We start from the raw sequence: 2,475 nt of genomic DNA, 5'->3' as shown, positions 1-2,475 counted from the left end.
CAATTAGAGAGGTTAGGAGAGCTAGGGATTGAATATGACTTAGTTTAGATTGCCTACCCCAATCACATTCTGTAGATCCCGACCACATTCTCCATAGGTTCTCTATGTTTTTTTCTATCTCCTCTTTCTTTTCTTGCTCTAATCCTAAAAAATTATTGTCTATAGATGCTTTTAGTTTTATTCCAACTCCTACAACATTGGATCTGATTCTTTTTATGGCACCATTAGCTATGGCATTTCCCATAAATTCATCTCTAGATCTAGCCATAAGAATATCTTTTGACTCCCCTATATCCACATCAGCACTATTTATTTCATCATCATAATCCATAGCATTTTGATTTCCTGCACCATGGTTATGATACTGAAGCACATTTTCATAGGTTTTCTCCGCATCATAAAGGCGAGCTTTCGCTATTACTCTCTTAGCTGCTAATCCAGGAAAGATTTTCTTTAATGATATTTCCATCACATCCTCCTAAAGGTCCATTCCATATACATCGCCCCATACATCCGAATGATATGCATTTGCCTCTCCATACCTCGGGCAAGGAACTTTCTTTATGTCATAACCTAGTGCAATACTTCTACTCTTTAGTTCTTGCCATTTGAATGTTCTTTTAAATTCTTTCTGTACTCTGGTTACTGTATAATATTTATTTAAGATCCCAAGTTCTTTTTGAGCATCTACTAATTCTTCCTCTAAAGCTCTGTTGTCCGCTAAAACTACTTTTATATGCCTGAAAGAGCTATCTTCTCTTTGTAACATCATTAGATTTCCACGAGATTTTAAAGTTTCATTTTCTTCTATTTGATCTGCCATTCGCCGATAAGTTTCTGCTAAACTTAATTTTGGTTGCCCAGCTTCTAATTCTTTTAACTTCTGAATTAATTGATATCTAATTTTCGCATCATATCTAGCACCGATCTGCATCACACCATCTTTAGTGAGGGTATACTGATCTCTTTTTCGAGTATTTTCATCCCTATATGAGCACAAAGCAAATATGCTTTGTGCTATTTTTTTACCAAGTTTTTTTGACTCATTTCTGATATCTCTCATTACATCTGCATGATTCTTTCCTGTTAATTTTGAAATGTCTCTACTTGTCATTGTTATATTTTCATCTGTTTTTATTAATTTCATATTTCCCTCCTAATGTCTTCCTGGTCTTACATTTTCTATTGTCATTCCCACATCTTCAGGATTCCCATATTTTCTACATCTGTTACTCCATATTTCTATTCCTTTTTGAATCATTCCTAGATCTGCTCTAGTTACTTCTTTTCCATCAATGTTATATGCCTGACCTAATAAGACCTTTTCTTCAGCATCCAAATACATCTTTAATTTAACCTGGCACATTTCCAAGGTTATTCCTGTAATATTACTCATTAATCCTCCTCTTCTAGACATCCAACTCTAGATAGCACACTTAATTGCTCACGAGTTAAAGCAGCTAATATATTCATGTCATATTTATATATTTCTAGTGCAGCTTCATTGTAGTTTCTTAAATCTAACCCCTCGTTTCTATCTCTTATCTTTGTCCATTTATTTGTTTTAGGGTCTCGTACCTCAGCAGTTAGAGTTTTAAAATATTCTTCAGTATAATTTCTGGTTACATTTTTAGGAAAATGACAATACCCTTTACCTTTTTTATTAACTCTTAATTTACCCATAGTTGAATCTTTTAATGCATTGACTCCTACTGAGTAAAGATCTATCTCACCATTTTTAGTTCTTCTAAATCCGTTATCTATTGGTACTATCCCACCTTGACCTTTAATTCCAAATATTCTATCTTCGTCCCTAGGTGATACAAAGTTATATACATCTTGGGTATTGTGACCACCTGTATCTATACAAGTTGCATAGATCTTTAGAGCTGTTCCATCTTCAAATGTGAACTCCCTTTGTAAAAATTCATCTAAATCATCCCAGATCTCTTGTTTGGATGGGTTCCCATGAATAACTTGGTATACTATCCCCCAGTTTTCATGTCCTAATCCCCAACCTACTACTTCTACTTCTATTCTGTCACCTTGGATATCTACTCCTGCTGTTACAATTAATACTCCATCTGGGAGATCTGCTTTATAGTGCTCTCTTCTTGCATATAGATCTTTATAGTCAATGGTTTTAATATTTTGTTCTTCCCATGTTTCTGCTAATACTGTATTTTTAAATGATTTTATTTTTTCTATATCACCTTGGATCTCTAGCCACTCTTTTACTATTGATTCCCATGTCCTCCATGGACTAGCTAGTGCATTTAGGTGATAGCTTAATTTTTCTTTTCTTGATTTATATTTGTGTTTCCATTTCCCTTTGGATTGGTTCCCTTTTTTCCATTCTTTTTCTGTAGCTAGGACTCCAAATTCTTCACACATCATAGTTACTGTTTCAGGATCTGAATCTACCCCTTTGATATTTGAAAATTCTAACTTTTGATATTCTCCACAGTGTGGACA

General features: G+C 34.2%; 4 protein-coding genes. All 4 read right to left on the bottom strand.

Annotated features, from left to right (window positions below; translation table 11 throughout):
- The coding region (locus WBG30_RS02005; RefSeq protein ID WP_424502970.1) for a phage portal protein at positions 1-469 on the bottom strand (469 nt) is incomplete at its 3' end.
- A 9-nt stretch (positions 470-478) separates the two neighbouring features.
- The gene (locus tag WBG30_RS02000) at positions 479-1,147 is read right to left on the bottom strand and encodes a Rha family transcriptional regulator (protein ID WP_424502969.1); all 669 of its coding nucleotides are present in this window, start codon (positions 1,145-1,147) and stop codon (positions 479-481) included.
- A 9-nt stretch (positions 1,148-1,156) separates the two neighbouring features.
- On the bottom strand, positions 1,157-1,396 hold the full coding sequence (locus WBG30_RS01995) for a hypothetical protein (protein WP_424502968.1): 240 nt from the start codon (positions 1,394-1,396) through the stop codon (positions 1,157-1,159).
- On the bottom strand, positions 1,396-2,475 hold a 1,080-nt coding region (locus tag WBG30_RS01990; protein ID WP_424502967.1), incomplete at its 5' end, for a terminase gpA endonuclease subunit. The genes WBG30_RS01995 and WBG30_RS01990, both read right to left, overlap by 1 nt.

The organism is Psychrilyobacter sp. (genome assembly GCF_049671765.1).
Classification (GTDB): domain Bacteria; phylum Fusobacteriota; class Fusobacteriia; order Fusobacteriales; family Fusobacteriaceae; genus Psychrilyobacter.
The sequence above is the reverse complement of the archived record's forward strand: the minus strand, read 5'-3'. Positions and strand labels throughout refer to the sequence as shown.

What these genes read in the sequence shown, in the direction of transcription:
- WBG30_RS01995 (WP_424502968.1), bottom strand. Translation starts at nt 1,396, where the DNA reads ATGAGTAATATTACAGGAATAACCTTGGAAATGTGCCAGGTTAAATTA.
- WBG30_RS02000 (WP_424502969.1), bottom strand. Translation starts at nt 1,147, where the DNA reads ATGAAATTAATAAAAACAGATGAAAATATAACAATGACAAGTAGAGAC.